The following is a 20,516-nucleotide window of genomic DNA, read 5'->3' as shown; positions in this document are numbered from 1 at the left end:
CTACAACAAGAATTGACAAAGACGAATGTTGCTGGCTTTGTGCGAGCATTTTGCGCCGCCAGGGCGTGGACGGCACTGCCTCTGGCAGCAACTAGAGCGGGATGAGGAAAAGTGTGCGGTATTCCGCCCGCATCCCGCTCTAACTTATTAGAATCGATCCCGTTTATGATTTTGGGTCGATTCGAGCCAAAATCATCGTGATCTAGGGAAATAGGACGGAACAATGTCGCTGCAAAGCCGGATCGAACAGAAACTCCTCGAAGCCTTCCATCCCGAGCGCCTTGCGGTGATCAACGAAAGCCATCTGCATGCCGGTCACCAGCCCGGCTTCGACGGCGAAGGCGAAACGCATTTCCGGATCAGGATCGTCTCCAGCGCATTTTCCGGCATGAGCCGGGTGGCGCGCCACCGCGCGATCAACGACCTCTTGAAGCCGGAGCTCGATGCGGGTCTGCACGCGCTCGCGGTTGAGCCGGCCGCACCGGGAGAGCCGACGAGCTGGTGAGCCGCTTGGCGTGGTCTCTAATCTTTGAACTGCGCAATTCCCGGCAGAAACCGTGAACCACCCTAACCGATCGACGTTCCATCCTCGGCCGGGCGGATGCGCAGCTTGGTGATCCGGTTCTTGACCCGCTTCATGACGATGAAGCGCTTGCCGTAGAAGGTGAAGGCCTGCCGTTCCTCCGGAATGCTCTTCGATTCATGGATGACGAGACCCGCGACGGTGGTTGCCTCCTCGTCGGGCAGCGACCAGTCCAGCGCCCTGTTGAGGTCGCGGATCGGCACCGAGCCGTCGACGACGATCGATCCGTCAGCCTCCTGCAGCACGCCCTGGATGTCGATGTCGTGTTCATCGGCAATATCGCCGACGATCTCCTCGAGGATATCTTCGAGCGTCACGAGACCCTGTACCTGGCCGTATTCGTCGACGACGATGGCGAGATGCAGCTTGCGCCGCAGAAAGGCGTTGAGCTGGTCCTTGAGGTTGGTCGTATCCGGCACGAACCAGGGCTTCTGCGCGATCTTGACGATATCGACACTCGCTGGCTCGACGTCCGGTTCCGCAAGCGCGCGCAGAAGATCCTTGGAATGGACGACGCCGATGATGTTGTCGGTCGATCCACGCCAGACCGGCAGGCGCGTGAATGGGCTTTCGAGGATTTCCCGAACGCAGACCTCCGACGGGTCTTCCGCATTGACAGCCTGCATGGCGGTGCGGTGGATCATGATGTCGGAGACCTCGAGTTCACCGAGATCCAGCACGCCACCGAGCCGGTCGAGGTCCGCCTTGATCACGGATCCCTCCCGGTGAAGCAGGTCAACCGCGCCGCGCAGTTCCTCGTGCGCCGACAACATCGGCTTGTCGGAGGCAACGTTCACGCCAAAGAGGGTCAAAAGGCGCCGGACGAACGTGTTGATGAGTGCTGATACCGGGCCGGCAACAGCCATGAAGGGCCTTACCAGCGGTGCCACGGCGAGCGCGAACCGATCCGGTGAGGCAATAGCCCAGCTCTTCGGCAGCACTTCGGCAAAGACGACAAGCAGCACCGTCATGCTAACCGTGGCGATTGCCACTGCGGAACTGCCAATGAGGCCGATCAGAAGGCTCGTGGCCAGCGATGTCGCCAGAATAGTGACGAGGTTGTTGCCGAGGAGCAGCGTTCCAACGAGGCGGTCACGCCGCTCGATCAGCCGATTGACGATACCCGCCCGGCGATCGCCGTTGCTCTCGAGGGTGTGCATCCGCGCCCGGGAGGCCGCAGTCAAGGCAGCCTCCGATCCGGAAAAGAACGCCGAGAGCAACAGCAGGCAAATGACCGAAACGAGAGACGGCCAATGCTCCAACACGAATGCCCATAGCGTGTCGCTGGTCATCGGGGATGTTTTTCCTTGAGGAAGCTCAGCACCTCGGAAGCCGGAACATCATCGGCGACAAAGGACTGGCCGATGCCCCTGGTCAGGATGAAGGTGAGTTTGCCGCCCTTCACCTTCTTGTCCTGGGCGATCGCGTCCATCAGCCGCTCGGCGGGCGGCAGGCTGCCGGGTATGTCGGCCATCCGCGTCGGCAGGCCGACCGCTTTGAGATGGGTTTCCACGCGCCGCGCATCGTCCGGGCTCGCGAGGTTCATGCGGGCAGAAAACTCGTGTGCCAGCACCATGCCGATCGCGACGCCCTCGCCGTGCACCAAACGCGCACTGTCATATTCCGTCGCAGCTTCCAGAGCGTGGCCGAAGGTGTGTCCGAGATTGAGAAGCGCGCGCAAGCCGTTCTCGCGTTCGTCGGCAGCCACGACGTCGGCCTTCGCCTGGCAGCTGACGGCAATGGCCTCGATCCGAGCCGGCCCTCCGGCGAAGACGGACTGCCAGTTCCGTTCGAGCCACTCGAAAAATTCCGGCTTGTCGATCAGGCCGTATTTGGCGACTTCGGCGTAACCCGCCCGGAATTCGCGCGGGCTTAAGGTATCGAGCACGTCGGTGTCGGCGAGGACGAGATCCGGCTGATGAAAGACACCGATCAGGTTCTTGCCATGCGGCGAATTGATCCCGGTCTTGCCGCCGACGGAAGAATCGACCTGCGCCAGCAGCGATGTCGGAACCTGGATGAAGCGCGAGCCGCGGCGGACGATGCCAGCCGCAAAGCCGGTAAGATCGCCGATGACGCCACCGCCGAGCGCGATCACCGCGTCGTTCCGCTCGATCCTGGCGCCGAGCACGGTCTCGCAGACCGGAATGAGATGATCGAAGCTCTTCGTCTTCTCGCCAGCGGGCAGCACGAGCGACACCGCATCGATGCCATTTACATTGAGGCTCGCCATCAGCGGCTGGAGATAGCGAGGCGCCACGTTCTCGTCGGTGATCACCGCCATCTTCCGGCCCTTGAGGCGCGACGCGATTTCCTTGCCGGCCGCGGCGATGAGGCCGGGGCCGATGAGAATGTCATAGGAGCGATCTCCAAGGTCGACGCGGACCTTGCGTTCGGCGGCGGATGTCACATGGCTATTCATGACTTTGAGCTTTCTGGCGATCGGCGATGGCGGTGAGAACCTCCTCGACGATCATTTCCTTCCTCACGTCGCGCGAAAGGACGGTCAGATCCGCCTCCGCATAGATCGGGTAACGCGCGCGCATCAGGTTTTCGAGCGTCTGTTTCGGGTTCTCGGTTTTCAGAAGCGGCCGGGTGTCGCGCTTGTTCACCCGCTCCCACAGCACGTCGAGATCCGCATTGAGCCAGATCGTCATGCCGCCCTTCTTGATCTGTCGGCGCGAGCGTTCGTTGATGTAGGCGCCGCCGCCAGTCGAGACCACCCGGGGACCGGACCTCAGCAGTCGTTTCAGCACGCGGGCCTCGAGCGCCCGAAATTCTTCCTCGCCATAGGCGGCGAAAAGCTCGCTGATCGTCATGCGGGAAACCCGCTCGATCTCATGATCGGAATCGATGAAGGGAATGCCGAGCGCCTGCGCGGTCAGTCGGCCGATTGCCGATTTTCCCGCTCCCATCAATCCGATGAAAACGAGATTGCGCTTACCGAGGGCGAGCTTCGCCCGTTCGGCAAGCGTCGCGGAAACCGGTTCGGTCACGTCGTTCATTGCACTTCATCTTCCCCATTCCCCTCCGATATCGACAAATCGACGGGGAGCGTCAAGTCGTCGCGCTTGCCACGCGACGCTTCTTGAACTCGGCGGCGGGGCCGTTCATATAGTTCATCCGCTGCAGACGCATGGAAGGTCGCTGCAGGACTTTGAAGAACAACTGCATGATTTTAACCGGCGCCGATTAGGACTCATGCAGAGGAGACCGAAATGCCGACCCTTTTCCGCTTCCTGTTCTTCTTGGCCGTTTTTGGCGCCATCGTCTATGGCACGATGGTCGCGCTCGTGACTTTCGTCGAGCCGGTCGAACGGGACGTAACGGTGCGCATTCCATCGGAACGGGTCAACAAACCGCAATGACCGACCGATCCGCCGCCTATGTCGAATCCTTTCTGGAAATGATGAGCGCCGAGCGCGGCGCGGCGACCAATACGCTGCAATCCTATGAGCGCGATCTGGAAGACGCGCGCTCCTTCCTGCGGACCTGTGGCACACGGTTGACCGATGCCTCGGCCGACGACTTGAGAAGCTACCTTTCGCATCTCGCCGGCGAGGGCTTCAAATCCTCGTCGCAGGCGCGCCGTCTGTCGGCTTTGCGGCAATTCTACAAGTTTCTGTACGCCGAGGGCCTCCGGGGCGACGATCCAACCGGGATCCTCGACGCGCCGAAGAAGGCGCGCGCGCTGCCGAAGACGCTTAGCATCGATGACGTCTCCAGGCTGATCGATCAGGCGGAAACCGAAGCTGCCACCGGCGGCGAAGACGCGCTGGTGAAACTGCGCATGCACGCGCTGATCGAGCTTCTCTATGCGACGGGGATGCGTGTCAGCGAACTCGTCTCTCTGCCCGCAAGCGTGCTCTCGCAGAACGGCCGCTTCCTCGTCATTCGCGGCAAGGGCAACAAGGAAAGACTGGTGCCGTTGTCGCAGGCCGCCATCAGCGCCATGCGCGCCTATGGCGACGCGCTTCGGTCGAAGAATGCGGAGGCCGATCGGCCCGAGGAGAGCCCATGGCTCTTTCCTTCCTACGGCAAGGCCGGCTATCTGCCGCGCCAGGTTTTCGCACGCGACCTCAAAGGCCTCGCGGCGCGCGCCGGCATAAGGGTCGCGACGATCTCGCCACACGTGCTGCGCCATGCCTTCGCCAGCCACCTGCTTGCCAACGGCGCCGACCTGCGCGCCGTGCAGGAACTGCTCGGCCATTCAGACATTTCAACGACACAAATCTATACGCATGTGCTCGAAGAACGGCTGCATGACCTCGTGCAAAACCATCACCCCCTTGCCAAACAGGCGAAAAAACAGGATTAGGACCGCCGGGCAGGCTGGCTTCGACCGGACAGCCCTGTCGCAAATTGATCGGAAACGCATCTCATGCACAACTATCTCGATTTCGAAAAACCCATTTCTGATCTCGAAGGCAAGATTCTCGAACTGAAGAAACTTGCCAGCGAAGATGAGAGTGTGAACACATCCGACGAGATCGCACGGCTTGAGGTGCGCGTACGCGACGCGATGGCCGAGATCTATTCCAAGCTGTCGCCGTGGCAGAAGACCCAGGTCGCCCGCCACCCGTCACGCCCGCATTTTCTCGACTACGCAGCCGAACTTTTCACCGAATTCACGCCGCTTGCCGGCGACCGCAACTTCGGCAACGACGATGCAATCCAGGCGGGGCTCGCCCGCTTTCGCGGCATGCCCGTCGCCGTCCTCGGTCAGGAAAAAGGCAACGACACCAAGTCGCGCATCAAGCACAATTTCGGCAGCCCGCGTCCGGAAGGCTACCGCAAAGCGATCCGCGTCATGGAGATGGCCGACCGCTTCGGCCTGCCGCTGATCACGCTGGTCGATACGGCAGGTGCCTATCCGGGCGTCGGCGCCGAGGAGCGCGGCCAGGCCGAGGCAATCGCCCGCTCGACCGAGATGTGCCTCAACGTCAAGGTGCCGATCGTCACCGTGGTCATCGGCGAAGGCGGCTCCGGCGGGGCGATCGCGATCGCAACGGGCAACCGCGTATATATGCTGGAGCATTCGATCTACAGCGTCATCTCGCCGGAAGGCGCGGCGTCGATCCTGTGGCGCGATTCAACGCGCGCCAAGGAGGCGGCCAGCAACATGAAGATCACCGCCGAGGACCTGAAAGCCCTCGGCATCATCGACGGCATCATTCCCGAACCGGTCGGCGGCGCCCATCGCGACCCGGTATCGGTCATCAGCCGCACCGGAACCGTGATCGCCGATGCACTCAAGGAGCTGTCCGGCCGCAAGGGTGAAGAACTGCGGGCGGACCGCCGGCAGAAATACCTCAACATCGGCCGAAATCTCTGAACCATTGCGATTAAAAACGCGGCAACGGCAACCGGAAATCAAACTGTGGCCAAATCTTGGCCATATTCGTGCGGTCATGAAAGACGGCGTGCGCGGGGGGATCCTGCAGGGTTAAGATTTCGTGAAGAATAATCGCTTACTGATTCGTTGAGGGCGCTCCTCGACGGGCGCTGCGCTCAATGACGGATTGTGTTTTTTAACGGGCCTCTGCCGATGCGTTTCAGGAACCTTGTCGCTACCGCCGCTATTGCTGCCGCGCTCGCCGGCTGCACCAACGAGACCCTGGATTCGGTCAACCTCTCCTCGGTCAAGAGCAAGACCGAGTATCAGCTTTCGAGCAAGATGACCGCGAAGATGCGCGAACTGGGGATGCAGAAGACCTCTCCGATCGCGCTGCGGATCTTCAAAGAGGAAGGCACGCTCGAAGTCTGGAAGGCCAACGCGGCGAACCGCTTTCAACTGCTGAAGAGCTACAAGATCTGCGCGTGGTCCGGAAAGCTCGGTCCGAAGGTGAAGGAGGGCGACCGGCAGGCCCCGGAAGGGTTCTATCCGCTGTTCCCGCACCAGCTGAATCCCAATTCCAACTATTATCTCGCGATCAATACGGGTTTCCCCAATACCTACGACAAGGCGAACGGCCGCTCAGGCACGCATCTGATGATCCATGGCGCCTGCTCTTCGTCGGGCTGCTACTCGATGACCGACGAGCAGATCATCGAGATCTTCGCGCTTGCGCGTGACGCCTTCAAGGGTGGGCAGCAAAGCGTCCAGCTCCAGGCCTTTCCCTTCCGTATGACCGCGGAGAACATGGCCCGTCATCGCAACAACCCGAACATCGAGTTCTGGAAGATGCTGAAGGCGGGCTACGACCAGTTCGAGGTGACGAAGCGCCCGCCGGAAGTGAATGTCTGCGAGAGGAAATACGTCTTCAACCAGCAAAGCGACGGCACGTTCAATCCCATGGGCCAATGCCCCGCCATGTCGACGCCGCCGGCGTTGCAGGTGGCGATGGCAGGCTTCGAGAAGGACTATCAGCGCGATTACGACAAGGCGCTGAAGAAGTACGAAGGCATGGTCTGGTATGAGCCGACCGAAGCGGAACGCAAGGCGATCGTAGCCGAACAGCGCAAAGGCCGCGAGCTCGCCTATGCTCCAACGGGCAACTCCCTCGACGCCGGCAAGCTGATGAAGGTGAGCGACCTCGAAAAGAAGCTCGCTGACCAGAAGGCGGCCGAGGAAGCCAAACAGGCGGCGCTGATCCAGAAGGAGGCGCTGGAGAAAGCGACCCGCGGCGGCGCGAGCGTGCCGGTGCCGCAGGCAAGCCCAGTCGAGCGTCCTGTTCTACAAGCCGCCATCCAACCGGCGCCGGCCCGGAAATCCTTCTGGAACCTTTTCTCGGCAAGCGAGCCGGAAGCCGCCGCCGCGCCGACGGTCCAGGCGCCCGAGCAGCCGGCCGCCATTAAGCCGGGTGCGCCGCAGCCCGCGGCAACCCAGCAGCCGTCGGCAGCCGACCAGAAGCAGGCACCCGCGCCGGCCGAAAACGACGCACAAGTGGCCGCGGCTCCGGCGGAAAACCCGCAGGCGGCAGCCGAACAACCCGCCGCCGAGCAGCCGAAGAAGCGCCCGTTCTGGAAGATCTGGGGCAATTGATGCCGGACGAGCCCAGGACCGTCTATGATCTGAGGGGGCTGAAATGCCCCCTTCCCGTTTTGAAGACGCGCAAGCGAATGCAGACGCTCGCTCCGGGTGCCCTGCTCGAAATCGAGACGACGGATCCGCTCGCGGTGATCGACATTCCGCATTTCTGCAACGAGGACGGACACCGGCTCGAGGAAGCCGCGCCGACCGAAGGCGGCCATCGCTTCGTCATCCGCAAGAAAACTTAGCGGATCCACCGAAACATCGCCGCTTCTGCTTTCCCGCATTTCGCGCCGGTTCCGGCTGCTCTCGACATCGACACGCTCCAAGGCAGTCGGAATTCTTGCTATGATCAGCGAAATACAATGCGGGCTGCACAATGAACGATGCCAGCGGCAATTTGCACGACAGTTCCGGCGCGGCGGTGCGACCGCCGATCGTCTGGGCCCTCGCCGTCGTTGCGGGGCGCCTGATTGACGTGCTCTACCCATTGCCCTTCCTGCCGACGGCAGTGCCGGCCGGTTGGTTAGGCGCCATCGTGTTCCTCGCTGGTCTGGCACTTTTGATCTGGGCGGCGACGACCTTCCGCCGGGCGGGAACGCACATCCCGACCACCCAGCCGACGACGACGATCGTCGAAGAGGGGCCCTACCGCTACAGCCGTAATCCGATCTATATCGGCATGTTTCTCGGCCTGATCGGCCTCGCCGTCGGCTTCGACAGCCTTTGGCTCCTCATCCTGCTGGTGCCGTTTTACTTCGTCATCCGCTACCTGGTGGTCGCCCGAGAGGAAGCCTATCTCGAACGCAAGTTCGGTGACGCCTATCGGAGCTACAAGAGCCGCGTCCGCCGCTGGTTGTGAAAATCAAAACCGCGGCCCGACTAGGAGACCCAACCGATTCCTGCGCACTGCCGGTCTAGAATTTCATGCCGGGAACTGCGAGGGGATTATCGGAGAGCGCTTGCGCGTCCGGCCGGTCGATCCGGGGTTTGCCGGTGAAGGCATCGAAGAGGTCGCGCACGAACACTTCCTCGAGCCCCTTCGTGATCAGCACCATGCGCGTGCGCTGGTCGGCGGGATCGGGCCAGGCGGCCAGCCGCTCCGGCGTATGAAAAACGGTCTGCACGCCGTGCAGGACAAGCGGCCGTTCAGGATTGTCCGCCACGGAAACGACTGCCTTCATCCGCAGCAGCTTATCGCCATGGGCCGAGCGTAGAAGATCGATGAACATTTCAAGCGCCATCGGCTCGATCGGACGATCGTGGACGATACTGAAGGACCGGATGTCCGAGCCGTGGCGCGTGACGTCGTGATGGTGGTGGTCGTGACGCCCACGATGATGGTCATGCCCATGGTGATCGTGGTCATGATCATGGTGATCGGCGTGCGCCTCGTCTTGAAGCCAACGGCCGACGTCGGCGACCTTGGTCGATGTGTCATAGAGACCGCAGGCGAACAGATCCGCACGGCCGGCCTCGTCCGCATCACCGTCGATGATGGGCGCGCGGAGATTAAGGTCCCTGAGCCGTTGCAAGAGCGCATCGCGCCCCGCGTCATTGGCGAGCTTGGTCTTGCTGATGACGAGCCGGTCGGCGACCGCGACCTGTTTCAAGGCTTCCACGTGATTCGCGATCGTCTGCAGGCCGTTGACGGCGTCCACGACCGTGACGACACCGTCCAGCCGGAAGTTCTGCGCGATGACCGGATTGCCGAGCACCGCTTGTAGCACCGGCGCCGGATCGGCAAGCCCGGTCGTTTCGATGACGACGCGTCTCAGCGGTTTGATGCGACCGGTCTGCATCCGGTCCATGAGGTCGGCGAGTGTATCGACAAGCTCGCCGCGCACCGTGCAGCAGAGGCACCCGTCGGAAAGCTCAATCACACCATCGCTCGACGCCTCGACCAGCAGGTGGTCGATCGAGACATCGCCGAATTCGTTGATGATAACCGCGGTATCGGCGAGGTTGGGATCCTTGAGCAAGCGATTGAGAAGCGTCGTCTTGCCCGCACCGAGGAAGCCGGTGAGGATCGATACCGACACCACCGGCAATGGACCGTTCATGGCGGACTCCGTCTTAGATCACGCTGATTTCGGGTCGAATCGTCCGAAATCTAATTGAGACGCGGGATGCAGCCGAAGGCCGCATATTATCCCGCTCAGAAACTCGGGCGAGGAACCGGGATCGGCACGTTGGCGATCTCGGTAGCATCACCCTGCGCCGCGACATCGCTGCCGGCCTTGGCGATCTTGTCGCCGCTGCCGGGAATAAGCCCAGCAAACGCAAGCTTCAGCGGGCGATTGATTTCGCGGATGTAGGGCGAAAGCAGCTTCTGGCGACCGGCTTCATCCCGGCCTTCGCTGCGCACCTTCGCCGCGGCCTTGGAGCAGATCTCCTTGCTGACATCGGCAACCATGTCGCGGCCTTCGCCATAGGGGGCGATCTGCGTCAGAGACTGCTTGTTGGCATCGCTGGTCGTCAGCGCCATCTGCAACAGCCGAGCGGACTCGTCGGCCCGGGCGCCAAGACTGTCTTCCCCGAGGACAACCGAAATGACGCTGCGGCCACCGCGCGTCGCCGACGAGACCTGGTTGAAGCCAGAGGCGCAGATAAAGCCGGTCTTCATGCCGTCCGCGCCGTCGAAGCGGCCGATCAGCATGTTGTAATTGGCATAGTCCTTCTTGCCGGTGGTGAAGCCCTCCAGCGAGAAATAGGAAGCATATTCGGGGAACTCGCGCTTCAATGTGACGGCGAGCACGGCGAGGTCGCGCGCCGTCGTGTACTGCCCCTCACCGGGCAGTCCGTTGGCATTGATGAAATGCGACGAGGTCAGCCCGATACGGCGTGCCTCGGCATTCATCCGCTCGATGAAGGCCGGTTCGGATCCGCCGACCGTTTCCGCGATGGCAACGGCGACGTCATTTGCTGATTTCACCAGCATCATCTTGAGCGCGCTATCGAGCGTCATCGCCTGGCCGGGCTTGTAGAACATCTTGCTCGGCGGTTCGGACGCAGCGTTCTTCGTCATCACGACCGGGCTTTCCAGCGTCAACTGCCCCGTCTTGATCGCCCGAAACGTCGTGTAGGCGGTCATCAGCTTGGTCAGCGATGCCGGGTACCATCTCTTGAAGATGTCCTGATGCTCATAGACCTTGAGCGAGTTGACGTCGACGACCAGCCGCGGATTGGCAGATGCGGGAAGCATCGCCGCCAGGAATGCCGCACAGGCTCCCACGAGAACGCCCATCGCCCTCGCCCCGTCACGCCCCAAGAATCCACCTGTCACCACAATCCGACCTCGAATTTCCGCAATTGCCTCGCCTCGTCCCGGTATTTAGCCTATATGGCGAGGAGATGGCAAAGCCCAATCCATGGCTGCCGCGCCAATCCACTGCGCGCTTACAGCGCCGCGAGTCCAATCAGACGCGCAACGGTCGCTGTAGAGCTTTGAGTTTCTGCATTGATTTTATCCTTAAATCGGTTCCGATTTAAGGAATCATGCAGTAGTGACCGAACAGACCGACAGGACGACCCTATGCCGATTCTCAACCGCGCTGCCGAACTCCAAAACGAAGTGACCGAGTGGCGGCGCCACCTGCACATGAATCCCGAACTGCTGTTCGCGGTGGAAAATACGGCAGCCTTTGTGGAAAGGAAACTGAAGGAATTCGGCGTTGACGAAATCGTGACTGGTCTTGGCAGGACCGGTGTCGTCGGCATCATCCGCGGCAATCTCGGTGCCGGCCGGACCATCGGGCTCAGGGCCGATATGGACGCCCTGCCGATCATCGAGACGAGCGGCAAGCCCTGGGCATCGGCGACCGCCGGCAAGATGCACGCCTGCGGCCATGATGGCCACACGGCCATGCTGCTCGGCGCGGCAAAATATCTCGCTGAGACGCGCAATTTCGCGGGCTCCGTGGCGGTCATTTTCCAGCCGGCGGAAGAAGGCGGCGGCGGCGGCAACGAGATGGTCAAGGACGGCATGATGGAGCGTTTCGCGATCGCGGAGGTCTACGGCATGCACAATATGCCGGGCATGCCGGTCGGCCATTTCGGCAGCCGCATCGGCCCGATCATGGCGTCCACCGACGAGTTCACCATCACCATCAACGGCCGCGGCGGGCATGCGGCCCAGCCGCACAAGACCATCGATCCAATCGTCGTCGGCGCGCAGATCGTCAACGCACTCCAGACGATCGCCTCGCGCACCGTCGATCCCCTCGGATCCGTCGTCGTCTCGGTCACCAAGTTCAACGCCGGCTTCGCCCACAACGTCATTCCCGAGCAGGCGGTCCTCGCCGGAACCGTCCGCACCCTGATGCCGGAAGTGCGCGACACCGGCGAGGCGCGCATCCGCCAGATTGCCGAAAGCATCGCCGGCGCCTACGGCGCGACGGTGAACGTCTGGTACGGCCGCAACTATCCCGTGACGGTCAACCATGCCGACGAGACCGCCCACGCCCTTGCGGCAGCCGCGACGGTTGCCGGCGCCGCCCAGGTCAATGCTTCACTCGACCCGATGATGGGCGGCGAGGATTTTTCCTACATGCTGCTTGCCCGCCCCGGCGCCTTCATCTTCATGGGCAACGGCGACACGGCCGGCCTTCACCATCCGGCCTACGACTTCAACGACGAGGCAATCCCCCACGGCATTTCCTATTGGGTGAAGCTCGCTGAAACGCGACTGGCCGCCTGAGAGACAAAAAGGGGGAGGCGGCGGCAATGCACCAGATCGACAAGACGGATCGCAGAATCCTGAACATCCTGCAGGCGGATGGGCGCATCACCAATCTCGAACTGGCGGACCGCATCGGCCTCTCGCCGACGGCAACCAGCGAGCGGCTGCGACGACTGCTCAAGGAGGGCTATGTCTCGGGCTTCGGTGCACGCCTCGACCCGCACAAGCTCGGTTTCGGTCTGCTCGTCTTCATCGAGGTCATGCTGGACAAGACGACGCCGGAAGTCTTCGATCAGTTTGCGATCGCCATCAAGCAGGCTCCCGCCGTGCTCGAATGCCACATGGTCGCCGGCGGCTTCGACTATCTGGTCAAGACCCGCTTCGAGGACATGACCGCCTACCGCAACTTCCTAGGGCAGGTGCTTTGGACGCTGCCCGGCGTCAAGGAAACCCGCACCTACGCGGTCATGGAAGAGATCAAGAACGACGGTCCGCTGCCGCTCGTCTAGAGCAACAGGTCTGGGCAGCGGCATCTCCGGGATGCGCAGTTAACACCCCCCTCTGCCCTGCCGGGCATCTCCCCCACAAGGGGGGAGATTGGCAAGTGGCGATGCCTCGCTCCACCAATGGTTCGGCCTGCTGGCTCTGGATATCGTGTGCTTATAGGGGCAGGCGGTTGCTCCAGCCGATCTCCCCCCTTGTGGGGGAGATGCCCGGCAGGGTAGAGGGGGGTTATGGGGCCCCTCCAGCCCCCTAAAGCGCCATATGTGCGGCAAGGCATACGGCGCAGTAAGGAAGTCACGCTTTGAGCGAAGCCATGTCGATCACGAAGCGGTAGCGCACGTCGCTCTTGATCACCCGCTCGTAGGCCTCGTTGATCTGATCCATCTCAATCGTCTCGATCTCCGAAACGATGCCGTGCTCACTGCAGAAATCCAGCATTTCCTGGGTTTCCTTGATCGAACCGATCATCGAACCAGAAATACTGCGCCGTGCAGGAACCAACGAGAAGGCGTGGACCGGTACCGGGTTCTCCGGAATGCCGACAAGCACTAGGTCGCCATCGACCTTCAGGAGATTGAGATAGGCGTTCCAGTCGATCTCGGCGGCAACCGTGCAGATGATCAGGTCGAAACTCCCGGCAAGCGCCTGGAACGTCTCCGGATCGTTGGTCGCGTAATAATGATCCGCGCCGAGTTTCAGTCCGTCCTCCTTTTTCGAGAGGCTCTGGCTCAGCACCGTGACTTCGGCGCCCATGGCGTGGGCGAGCTTCACGCCCATGTGCCCGAGGCCACCCATGCCGACGATTGCCACCTTCTTCCCCGGCCCCGCCTTCCAGTGACGGAGCGGCGAGTAAAGCGTGATGCCGGCGCAAAGCAACGGGGCGGCGGCGTCGAGCGGGAGGTTCTCGGGAATCGAAAGCACATAGCCTTCCTTGACGACGATATGATCCGAGTAGCCGCCCTGGGTCGGGGTCTTTCCGTCGGCCTCGACGCCATTGTAGGTCACGACCAGACCCGGAAGATAATGTTCCAGATCGAGATCGCGGGTGGCGCAGGTCGTGCAGGAATCGACAAAGCAGCCGACGCCGGCGCGGTCGCCGACCTTGAACTTCGTGACGTTTGATCCGACCGCCGAAATAATGCCGACGATCTCGTGGCCCGGCACCATGGGAAAAGTGGAGTTGCCCCATTCATTGCGGGCCTGATGAATATCGGAGTGGCAAACGCCGCAATATTTGATGTCGATGACCACATCGTCGTCGCGCGGTTCGCGGCGCTCGAATGTGAAAGGCGTAAGCGGCTTCGAAGCATCGGTCGCCGCATATCCTCTAGCTATAGCCATGGGTCTGTCCTTGATGTCTTGGGAATAATGCGCTGAGGCGTGGACCGCCAGCGACAGGGCGGACTATGCTGTCCCGGAGCCATGATGCGTTAGTGCGATCCTGCAAAAGTTTTGCACAATCCTGCATCAATGACGGCCGCGCCGTGGCGAGGCCGTGCCGGGAACCTATCTGAACGGCAGACCGCGCAGACCTAAGATACTGGAAAGGCCGCTGAATATGACGACGACACGACAGACGCCACGCTTGGAGATGATCGATATCATTGCCCGTATCGCCGAGAAAGATGGGGACCACGTAACGCTCGTACCCGGTCTCAGCGTCCACCGGCATTCAAGCACTGCGAAACCGAATTGCGCAGCTTACAAGCCGAGCTTGGCGATCATCGTGCAGGGCGCCAAGCGCGTGGTGCTCGGCGACGAGACCCTCGTCTACGGCGCTTCGGACTATCTGTTGACCTCGATTGACCTGCCGGTCATCTCCCAGGTCTCACAGGCGTCGCCGGAAGAGCCCTACATGAGCCTGGCGTTCCAGATCGATACCGGCAAGATCCCGGCACTGCTGGATCTGATCGGTGACCACCGGGCGAAGCCGTCGGCCTCCGCGCGCGGAATGACGGTCAGCAAGATAACACCTGATCTCGAAGACGCGACGCTCCGCCTGCTGCGGCTGCTCGAGCGCCCGGACGACATCGCCGCCCTTCTGCCGTTGATCGAGCAGGAACTCCTCTACCGCCTGCTCACCGGGCCGCACGGCACGAGGCTCAGGCAGATGACGACGGCGGAAAGTCAGCCGCACCAGATTGGTCGCGCCGTGGCATGGCTGAAGGAGCACTATGCGCACCCGTTGCGCATCGACGATCTTGCGAGCCGCGTCAGCATGAGCGTTTCCTCGCTTCATCATCACTTCAAGGCGATCACGGCGATGAGTCCGCTGCAGTATCAGAAGCAGCTCCGGCTGCAGGAAGCGAGGCGCCTGATGCTGGAAGAGCGTCTCGATGCAGGCGATGCCGGCCATCAGGTCGGCTATGAGAGCCAGTCGCAGTTCAGCCGCGAATATTCCCGTCAATTCGGCGAGCCGCCGGCGCGCCATATCGGCCGCGTTCGCCGCAGCCTCGTCGAACGATTGAGTGGCGAGAGGGAGATGCTGAGCGAGGGCTAAGTCCAGCTCAGCAAATCCTATGTCCGGCTGCGGCCACCTGTGAGGGGAGCTCTGATCACCAGCCCTCTTCCAGCACCCGCTCCAGCATCGCGGCAAAGAAGTCGGCGCTCTCGTGGCTGAGGCAGAGCGGCGGCTTGATCTTCAAGACATTCAGGTGATCGCCGGTCGGCTGCATGATGACGCCGAGTTCAAGGAGGCGGTTGCAGATCGCCGCCGTCTCCTCCGTCGCAGGCTCCAGCGTTTCACGGTCACGGACGAACTCGACGCCGAGATAAAGCCCCATGCCGTGGACCGCGCCGACGATCGGAAAGCGGTCGCCGAGCGCCTGCAGCCGCGCCTTGAGATGGTCGCCGACCGTGCGGGCATTCTCCTGCAAGGCCTCGTCGTGAAGAATGTCGAGCACGGTCAGGCCCACGACGGAGCTTACCGGACTGCCACCGGCCGACGAGAAGAAGTAGCCTTCCTTCTCCAGCGCCTCCGCGATCTCGCGCCGCGTGATGACGGCGCCGAGCGGATGGCCGTTGCCCATGCCCTTGGCGACCGTGATGAGGTCCGGAACGACGCCCTGCTCTTCGAACCCCCAGAAATGGTGGCCGAGGCGGCCGTAGCCCACCTGTACCTCATCGGCGATGCAGACGCCGCCTCTTGCCCTCACCATGGCATAGACGGCCTCGAGATATCCGGGCGGCAGCGGGATGCCGCCGGCGTTGCCATAGACCGCTTCGCAAATGAAGCCCGCAAGGCCCACCCGACGTTCGTCGAGTTCCTCCAGTTGCTCGGTAACGTCGCGAACATAGTTGCTGGTCGAGCCTTCTCCGCGAAACGGTCCGCGATAGGTGTTCGGGGAAACGACCGGATGCACCCAGTCGGGCCGCGTCGTCAGCGCCTGCGGATTGTCGGCGATCGACGTCGAGACCGCATCGCTCGCGATCGTCCAGCCGTGATAGGCTTCGAGCAGCGAGAGCATGTGACGCGCGCCGGAATGTGCCCAGGCGAGTCGGATCGCAAGGTCGTTTGCCTCCGAGCCGCTGTTGACGAGAAAAACCGTGTCGAGCCCCTCGGGCGCCAACCCGGCGAGCCGCTCCGAAAATTCCGCCACCGATGCATAGTGGAAGCGCGAATTGGTGTTGAGCAGCGACCATTGCCGGCCAACCGCCGCCGAAAGGCGCGGATGGCCGTGGCCGACGATCGTGACATTGTTGACCATGTCGAGATAGGCACGGCCCTCGACATCAAAGAGATGTTCCTTCCAACCCCGCTCGATCTGCGGCGGCTGGCGATAATAGTTCTTCTGGGCCCGTGCGAAATGGCGTTGCCGGCGCTGAAGCAGTTCGCCCGCTGCCGGCAAGGGCGCATCACAGTCGAAACCGAGCATTTGGGCGGGCGACGGGCAGAGTGCCCGCCAGGCTTCTGCCTGGCTCGCTGTGGCGAAGGGCGGCGGGTCGATGTCCGCTTCCCTGCAGAGCTGGACGCGGATGAAGCCCAGCGCTGGCGGATCGCCGGGAACGACGCCGATCGGCGCTCCGGCTTCGATCGCGCCTTCGGCGGCATCGGCCGGTTCGACGCCATTGAGATGGAGATGCAGCCCATCGGCCGATAGAACCAGTTTTTCGCCGCGCCGCCCGAGATTGCCCGCGAAAGGCGCATGGACGACAGTTTGTCCATGCAGACAGAGATCGACGTGCAGAGCGAAGGTCGCAGGCGACCTTGCTTGGAGAAGCCGCGTTTCGGTCAGGCGGAATTCGCCGTATCGCGTAGCGGAGGCGCCGGCCGCCCGCGCCGCCGACTGCAAGAGCAGCGCTTCGGTATCCTCATAATGCCAGCGGTCGGCCGGAAGATGAGGCCCAAGGAGCGAAAGATCGACGATACCGACGCGGGAGGGTTCGATGTCCGGCAGCAGCCGGCCGGCCGTCAAGGGCACGGTCAATGCCGCCCCCTTCCCTACGGCCTGGTGGATTGCCCGCTCCATCAGGCCGAAAGGCACCGACAGCGCGACATCGAGGATTTCACGCTCATGGGCGGCGTTTCCACGCACATAGGCGTTGTCGGGATCGATCTCCAACTGCTGTTCCGTACTTGCGACCAGAATCCCCGCTCGTGCCACGATGAGTGGCCAGAGCGCCTTCAGCTCGACATCCGTCAGCGGGGATGCCGCGTGGAAGGCCTGGACCGCCGGCAGGATGAAGAACGGGTCGCCATCGGCATGGTGAAGCAGCGACGCACAGGTGACCGCCAGTTCGGCGACGAGCCACCCCTTGAGGACGTCACCGAAGTCGATCACGCCCTCGGGCACAAGCCTGCCACCTGCCTCCACCCTGCTCACGACGTTGTCGTCCGTGACGTCCTGATGGATCGCCTGCACCCGCAACTCCGGCATCAGCGGCTGCACGCGCCGCATCGCGGCGACCATTGCCTCGGCGACGCGCTTGCGCAAATCCACGTCGGTCATGGTCTGCAGCAGTTGCAGCGCGACCGGTCCGGCCCGTCGGAGGTCCCATTGCAGTTCGCGTTCGAGCCCGGGATGATCGAGCCCCTTGAGTGCCGCAGCCAGCCGGCCGGCGAGGTCGCCAAGTTCCGCCACCGTTTGCGCCGGAAGATGCTTGCGGCGGGTCAAAGGCGTGCCGTCAAGATAGGTGAGCAGCCGGAACTGATAGGGCACGTCCCGGACGGCAGCGACGACAATCTCCTCGCCATTCAGCGCCGAGATGACGGCCGGCACCTTCGGAGCGCCCGAGGTGGCGCCAAGATGATGCAGGGCTGCATTCTGCGCCTCAAGTTCGACCCGTGCATATTCCATCCGGCAGATTTTCAGGACGAAACTGCCATCCTCCGTATCCACGCGGTAGTTTCGATCCTGCTGGCTGCCGAGCTCGGTCAGCGCGCCGGAAAGGTTGTATTGTTCCGATAGAACGCGTTTCGCCTCCTCGGCGGAGACGTCCGGTCTTGCGAGTTGCGTGCGGAGCTTGAGCGTTTCTCCGTCCATGCTTCCATTCCCGTTTATTCGCGGGACCGCCTCACTGCGAGACGCCCTCAAGGCGATAGCGCGTGCCCGGATAAAGCAGCCGCGCGGTGGTCACGCTCGCCGTTTCCGACCAGGTCCGGCGACGGATCATCAGGCACGGTTCGTTGCGGCCGATCGCGAGAAGCTTGCATTCCCAGGGCTTGGGCGACACCGCCTCGACGATCTGCTCGGTGCGGGTGATCGGCGCCACCAGGGTCAGATAGGCGTTCGGGGTCATGGCTCGGAAATCCTGCGCCATGTATTCAGGGCAGACAGCCGGGTTGACGAACCGATCCTCGATCTGGATCGGCATCTCGTTCTCGCTGTGGACCATGATCGAATGGAACACCCTGGCTCCCGTCGGAAGCCCGAGTGCGTGGCCGATCTCGGGGCTCGCCGGCTCCTCCTGCAACACGGTCAGCCGGGAGGTGTGTCGATGGCCGCGCTCGCGGATCTCGTCCGCGATGTTGCGGACCTCGAGGAGCGCCGTGCTGCCCTTATGGGCCGCAACAAAGGATCCGACCCCCTGAACCCGAGTGATCGCGCCTTCGCTAGCAAGCTCTCGCAACGCTCGGTTCGCCGTCATCCGGCTGACGCCGAGATCCGCGACGATATCGTTTTCGGACGGTATCCGATGATTGGCGGGCCATTCGCCGCTCTCGATTCGGCTGCGAATGAATTGCTTTACCGCCTCATAGCGCGGCACGGGTCCTTCAGCGAAAGTCGGTATGTCGCTTGTCCCCCCCCGTAGCGTCATTGTCTACTCCCATCTTACGCCGATAAGGCGGCGACCGTCCGGCAATGGATGACCTTTTCGTCCATTTTAGCCTTGCGCGCCACCATAAAATATCTATAGTTCCATATACAACCACGTACAGGAAAATCGCGACATGGCAACTTTTCCCGTCCAACGGCTCTTCGCGGAACGTGCTCTCCTTCCAAGCGGCTGGGCCGAAAACGTGGCCATTACCCTTGACGGTAGAGGCGCCATCACATCGGTCACATCAGGCCAATCCATCGCGGAAGGCGATGAGCGACTTTCGGGACCGGTGGTTCCGGCGATTGCCAACCTTCACTCCCATGCGTTTCAACGCGCCATGGCCGGCCTCGCGGAAGTGGCGGGCACGGGAGACGACAGTTTCTGGACCTGGCGCGAGGAAATGTACCGCACTGTCGGCCTCGTCGACCCTGATGACGTCGAGGCCATCGCCGCCAAGCTTTACATGGAGATGCTGAAGGGCGGCTTCGGCCGCGTGGTCGAGTTCCATTATCTTCATCACCAGGCAGACGGCACCCCTTATGCCGATCCGGCCGAAATGTCGCTCCGGATATTGAGCGCGGCCAAGGCGACGGGCATCGGTCTGACCCATCTGCCCGTCTTTTATGCCCATACCAATTTCGGCGGTGCGGCGCCTAATCCCGGCCAGCGTCCGTTCCTGCATGATCCGGATCGCTTTCTCGCTCTTCTCGATCGCCTCGGCCCCGCCTGTTCGAAGGCTGGCGCAAAACTCGGCTATGCCATTCATTCCTTGCGCGCCGCGACGCCGGACGAGATGCGGACAATTCTCGATGCGGCTCCGGCCTCCGGCCCCATTCACATTCATGTGGCCGAGCAGACGCGCGAAGTCGACGACTGCCTGGCATGGAGCGGCCGGCGGCCGGTCGAATGGCTGCTTGACGAGATGCCCGTCGACGCACGCTGGTGCGCCATCCACGCGACCCACATGACGGCTGAGGAAACGAAGCGGCTGGCTGCTTCGGGGGCGGTCGCCGGCCTTTGCCCCGCAACCGAGGCCAATCTCGGCGACGGCATCTTTCCCGCAGTCGAGTTCATCGCCGAGGGCGGCCGCGTCGGCATCGGCACCGATAGCCATGTCGCAACCAGCATCGCGGAAGAACTGCGCCTTCTCGAATACGGCCAGCGGCTGCGCGATCGCCGGCGCAACCGGCTCGCCGCCGGTCCCGGCGCGTCCGTCGGGCGATCGATCTTCGAGGCCGCCCTTGCCGGCGGGGCGCAAGCCGCCGGTCTCGACGCACCCGGCATCAAAGCCGGCGCACACGCCGATCTCGTCGTCCTCGACGGGGCCAATCCCTATATCGCCGCGGCAAGCGGCAACCAGCTTCTCGACCGCTGGCTCTTTGCACTTGGCGGCGAAACGGTCCGCGACGTCATGGTCGCCGGCCAATGGAAGATCCGCAACGGACGCCATGATCGGGAGGAAGACATAGACCGCGCCTTCGGGCGGGTTCTGACGAAACTGAAATAGTATCGAA

Annotated in this window: 19 protein-coding genes; 11 read left to right on the top strand and 8 right to left on the bottom strand. The window is 62.5% G+C overall.

The window, feature by feature from the left end:
* Nucleotides 1–223: 223 nt before the first annotated feature.
* Entirely contained in the window at nt 224–505 is a 282-nt protein-coding gene (locus PZN02_RS09410) for a BolA family protein (RefSeq protein WP_280661295.1), read from the top strand.
* A gap of 62 nt (nt 506–567) precedes the next feature.
* Here the strand turns inward: PZN02_RS09410 and PZN02_RS09405 are convergent, their stop codons facing one another.
* The 3 genes from PZN02_RS09405 to PZN02_RS09395 are packed head-to-tail and all read right to left on the bottom strand — an operon-like array spanning nt 568 to nt 3,588.
* Complete coding sequence (locus PZN02_RS09405) at nt 568–1,875, bottom strand: HlyC/CorC family transporter (protein ID WP_280661294.1); 1,308 nt, start codon at nt 1,873–1,875, stop codon at nt 568–570.
* A complete protein-coding gene (aroB, locus tag PZN02_RS09400) occupies nt 1,872–3,005 on the bottom strand; it encodes a 3-dehydroquinate synthase (RefSeq protein WP_280661293.1) in 1,134 nt (377 codons plus the stop codon). Before aroB ends, PZN02_RS09405 begins: the two co-directional genes overlap by 4 nt.
* A complete protein-coding gene (locus PZN02_RS09395) occupies nt 2,998–3,588 on the bottom strand; it encodes a shikimate kinase (protein WP_280661292.1) in 591 nt (196 codons plus the stop codon). The genes aroB and PZN02_RS09395 overlap by 8 nt, the downstream gene beginning before the upstream one ends.
* A 213-nt stretch (nt 3,589–3,801) precedes the next feature.
* On the opposite strand from PZN02_RS09395, the gene PZN02_RS09390 reads away from it, so the two are divergent.
* The 6 genes from PZN02_RS09390 (at nt 3,802) to PZN02_RS09365 (ending at nt 8,418) form a co-directional block, all read left to right on the top strand.
* A complete protein-coding gene (locus PZN02_RS09390) occupies nt 3,802–3,951 on the top strand; it encodes a hypothetical protein (RefSeq protein ID WP_280661291.1) in 150 nt (49 codons plus the stop codon).
* Nucleotides 3,948–4,901 (top strand): site-specific tyrosine recombinase XerD, encoded by a 954-nt coding sequence (gene xerD, locus PZN02_RS09385; RefSeq protein ID WP_280661290.1) that lies wholly within the window; start codon nt 3,948–3,950, stop codon nt 4,899–4,901. Before PZN02_RS09390 ends, xerD begins: the two co-directional genes overlap by 4 nt.
* A 63-nt stretch (nt 4,902–4,964) precedes the next feature.
* Nucleotides 4,965–5,918: an acetyl-CoA carboxylase carboxyltransferase subunit alpha gene (locus tag PZN02_RS09380; RefSeq protein WP_280661289.1), complete on the top strand. Its 954-nt coding sequence runs from the start codon at nt 4,965–4,967 to the stop codon at nt 5,916–5,918.
* A gap of 213 nt (nt 5,919–6,131) precedes the next feature.
* On the top strand, nt 6,132–7,568 hold the full coding sequence (locus tag PZN02_RS09375) for a L,D-transpeptidase family protein (RefSeq protein WP_280661288.1): 1,437 nt from the start codon (nt 6,132–6,134) through the stop codon (nt 7,566–7,568).
* Nucleotides 7,568–7,804, top strand: coding sequence for a sulfurtransferase TusA family protein (locus tag PZN02_RS09370; RefSeq protein WP_280661287.1), 237 nt, complete (start codon nt 7,568–7,570; stop codon nt 7,802–7,804). The genes PZN02_RS09375 and PZN02_RS09370 overlap by 1 nt, the downstream gene beginning before the upstream one ends.
* A 131-nt stretch (nt 7,805–7,935) precedes the next feature.
* Nucleotides 7,936–8,418, top strand: a complete 483-nt coding sequence (locus tag PZN02_RS09365; protein ID WP_280661286.1) for a methyltransferase family protein — start codon at nt 7,936–7,938, stop codon at nt 8,416–8,418.
* Between the two features lie 55 nt (nt 8,419–8,473).
* Here the strand turns inward: PZN02_RS09365 and PZN02_RS09360 are convergent, their stop codons facing one another.
* On the bottom strand, nt 8,474–9,619 hold the full coding sequence (locus tag PZN02_RS09360; RefSeq protein ID WP_280661284.1) for a CobW family GTP-binding protein: 1,146 nt from the start codon (nt 9,617–9,619) through the stop codon (nt 8,474–8,476).
* Between the two features lie 95 nt (nt 9,620–9,714).
* The gene (locus tag PZN02_RS09355; RefSeq protein ID WP_280661283.1) at nt 9,715–10,803 is read right to left on the bottom strand and encodes a D-alanyl-D-alanine carboxypeptidase family protein; all 1,089 of its coding nucleotides are present in this window, start codon (nt 10,801–10,803) and stop codon (nt 9,715–9,717) included.
* Between the two features lie 288 nt (nt 10,804–11,091).
* On the opposite strand from PZN02_RS09355, the gene PZN02_RS09350 reads away from it, so the two are divergent.
* Both PZN02_RS09350 and PZN02_RS09345 read left to right on the top strand, forming a co-directional pair.
* Nucleotides 11,092–12,255, top strand: a complete 1,164-nt coding sequence (locus PZN02_RS09350; RefSeq protein ID WP_280661282.1) for a M20 aminoacylase family protein — start codon at nt 11,092–11,094, stop codon at nt 12,253–12,255.
* A gap of 26 nt (nt 12,256–12,281) precedes the next feature.
* Nucleotides 12,282–12,746, top strand: a complete 465-nt coding sequence (locus tag PZN02_RS09345) for a winged helix-turn-helix transcriptional regulator (protein ID WP_136508815.1) — start codon at nt 12,282–12,284, stop codon at nt 12,744–12,746.
* A gap of 289 nt (nt 12,747–13,035) precedes the next feature.
* On the opposite strand, the gene PZN02_RS09340 is transcribed toward PZN02_RS09345, so the two are convergent.
* The gene (locus PZN02_RS09340; protein ID WP_280661281.1) at nt 13,036–14,082 is read right to left on the bottom strand and encodes an NAD(P)-dependent alcohol dehydrogenase; all 1,047 of its coding nucleotides are present in this window, start codon (nt 14,080–14,082) and stop codon (nt 13,036–13,038) included.
* Between the two features lie 217 nt (nt 14,083–14,299).
* Here PZN02_RS09340 and PZN02_RS09335 point away from each other — a divergent pair, with 217 nt between their 5' ends.
* Complete coding sequence (locus PZN02_RS09335) at nt 14,300–15,241, top strand: AraC family transcriptional regulator (RefSeq protein WP_280661280.1); 942 nt, start codon at nt 14,300–14,302, stop codon at nt 15,239–15,241.
* A 55-nt stretch (nt 15,242–15,296) separates the two neighbouring features.
* On the opposite strand, the gene PZN02_RS09330 is transcribed toward PZN02_RS09335, so the two are convergent.
* Both PZN02_RS09330 and hutC read right to left on the bottom strand, forming a co-directional pair.
* Complete coding sequence (locus PZN02_RS09330; RefSeq protein ID WP_280661279.1) at nt 15,297–18,224, bottom strand: aminotransferase; 2,928 nt, start codon at nt 18,222–18,224, stop codon at nt 15,297–15,299.
* 31 nt (nt 18,225–18,255) lie between these two features.
* Nucleotides 18,256–18,999, bottom strand: coding sequence for a histidine utilization transcriptional repressor HutC (gene hutC / locus PZN02_RS09325; RefSeq protein WP_280661278.1), 744 nt, complete (start codon nt 18,997–18,999; stop codon nt 18,256–18,258).
* A gap of 133 nt (nt 19,000–19,132) precedes the next feature.
* On the opposite strand from hutC, the gene hutF reads away from it, so the two are divergent.
* Nucleotides 19,133–20,509, top strand: coding sequence for a formimidoylglutamate deiminase (hutF, locus tag PZN02_RS09320; protein ID WP_280661276.1), 1,377 nt, complete (start codon nt 19,133–19,135; stop codon nt 20,507–20,509).
* Nucleotides 20,510–20,516: the final 7 nt, after the last annotated feature.

The organism is Sinorhizobium garamanticum, assembly GCF_029892065.1.
In the GTDB taxonomy this organism is placed as follows: Bacteria; Pseudomonadota; Alphaproteobacteria; order Rhizobiales; family Rhizobiaceae; genus Sinorhizobium; species Sinorhizobium garamanticum.
This window is presented reverse-complemented; position numbering and strand designations above follow the sequence as displayed.

What these genes read in the sequence shown, in the direction of transcription:
- PZN02_RS09335 (WP_280661280.1), top strand. Translation starts at nt 14,300, where the DNA reads ATGACGACGACACGACAGACGCCACGCTTGGAGATGATCGATATCATT.
- PZN02_RS09350 (WP_280661282.1), top strand. Translation starts at nt 11,092, where the DNA reads ATGCCGATTCTCAACCGCGCTGCCGAACTCCAAAACGAAGTGACCGAG.
- PZN02_RS09345 (WP_136508815.1), top strand. Translation starts at nt 12,282, where the DNA reads ATGCACCAGATCGACAAGACGGATCGCAGAATCCTGAACATCCTGCAG.
- PZN02_RS09370 (WP_280661287.1), top strand. Translation starts at nt 7,568, where the DNA reads ATGCCGGACGAGCCCAGGACCGTCTATGATCTGAGGGGGCTGAAATGC.
- PZN02_RS09355 (WP_280661283.1), bottom strand. Translation starts at nt 10,803, where the DNA reads ATGGGCGTTCTCGTGGGAGCCTGTGCGGCATTCCTGGCGGCGATGCTT.
- hutF (WP_280661276.1), top strand. Translation starts at nt 19,133, where the DNA reads ATGGCAACTTTTCCCGTCCAACGGCTCTTCGCGGAACGTGCTCTCCTT.
- PZN02_RS09390 (WP_280661291.1), top strand. Translation starts at nt 3,802, where the DNA reads ATGCCGACCCTTTTCCGCTTCCTGTTCTTCTTGGCCGTTTTTGGCGCC.
- aroB (WP_280661293.1), bottom strand. Translation starts at nt 3,005, where the DNA reads ATGAATAGCCATGTGACATCCGCCGCCGAACGCAAGGTCCGCGTCGAC.
- PZN02_RS09365 (WP_280661286.1), top strand. Translation starts at nt 7,936, where the DNA reads ATGAACGATGCCAGCGGCAATTTGCACGACAGTTCCGGCGCGGCGGTG.
- hutC (WP_280661278.1), bottom strand. Translation starts at nt 18,999, where the DNA reads ATGACGCTACGGGGGGGGACAAGCGACATACCGACTTTCGCTGAAGGA.
- PZN02_RS09330 (WP_280661279.1), bottom strand. Translation starts at nt 18,224, where the DNA reads ATGGACGGAGAAACGCTCAAGCTCCGCACGCAACTCGCAAGACCGGAC.
- PZN02_RS09375 (WP_280661288.1), top strand. Translation starts at nt 6,132, where the DNA reads ATGCGTTTCAGGAACCTTGTCGCTACCGCCGCTATTGCTGCCGCGCTC.
- PZN02_RS09405 (WP_280661294.1), bottom strand. Translation starts at nt 1,875, where the DNA reads ATGACCAGCGACACGCTATGGGCATTCGTGTTGGAGCATTGGCCGTCT.
- xerD (WP_280661290.1), top strand. Translation starts at nt 3,948, where the DNA reads ATGACCGACCGATCCGCCGCCTATGTCGAATCCTTTCTGGAAATGATG.
- PZN02_RS09380 (WP_280661289.1), top strand. Translation starts at nt 4,965, where the DNA reads ATGCACAACTATCTCGATTTCGAAAAACCCATTTCTGATCTCGAAGGC.
- PZN02_RS09395 (WP_280661292.1), bottom strand. Translation starts at nt 3,588, where the DNA reads ATGAACGACGTGACCGAACCGGTTTCCGCGACGCTTGCCGAACGGGCG.
- PZN02_RS09360 (WP_280661284.1), bottom strand. Translation starts at nt 9,619, where the DNA reads ATGAACGGTCCATTGCCGGTGGTGTCGGTATCGATCCTCACCGGCTTC.
- PZN02_RS09410 (WP_280661295.1), top strand. Translation starts at nt 224, where the DNA reads ATGTCGCTGCAAAGCCGGATCGAACAGAAACTCCTCGAAGCCTTCCAT.
- PZN02_RS09340 (WP_280661281.1), bottom strand. Translation starts at nt 14,082, where the DNA reads ATGGCTATAGCTAGAGGATATGCGGCGACCGATGCTTCGAAGCCGCTT.